Source organism: Pantoea conspicua (genome assembly GCF_002095315.1).
GTDB classification, from domain to species: domain Bacteria; phylum Pseudomonadota; class Gammaproteobacteria; order Enterobacterales; family Enterobacteriaceae; genus Pantoea; species Pantoea conspicua.
This window is the reverse complement of record NZ_MLFN01000115.1, coordinates 1-467: the sequence shown is the minus strand read 5'-3', so window position 1 is coordinate 467 and position 467 is coordinate 1. Positions and strand designations below refer to the sequence as shown.

At 57.2% G+C, this 467-nt stretch carries 1 protein-coding gene; it reads right to left on the bottom strand.

Going from position 1 to position 467, the window contains the following annotated elements; translation table 11 throughout:
- Positions 1 to 467: MFS transporter (locus tag HA41_RS19445; RefSeq protein WP_143807385.1), on the bottom strand; the 467-nt coding region annotated here is incomplete at both ends.

Here is a 467-nt window from a genome sequence, read left to right as displayed (position 1 = left end):
GACGAACTCAGAATCGCACCCATCCGGCCGATGCCATGCATCCAGCTGACGCCGGTGGCGCGGATTTCGGTCGGATAGTAGGCCGGAGAATAGACCTGAAGCCCGTTTTGCGCACCGTTGATGCACATGCCGGTGATAAAAATAATCACACCCAGCGGCACGCCGCTCAGCCCAAGCAGGCCCTGGGTGATGAGACAGCCACAGCCGATGATATAGACCACACCGATCACCCAGCGGGCGTTGAGCTTATCCATTAATCCGCCCACGATAATGCCGCCGACCGGGCCACCCAACTGAAACAGACCGGCGATAATCGCCGCCTGCTCAAGTGAAATACCGCCCGAACGCATAATGGTTGGCAGCCAGCCATTCAGCAAATATATAACAAACAGCCCCATGAAATAGGTCAGCCAGAGGATCAGGGTTCCGCGGGCGAAGCCGTGGCGAAACAGCTCTGCAATGGTACT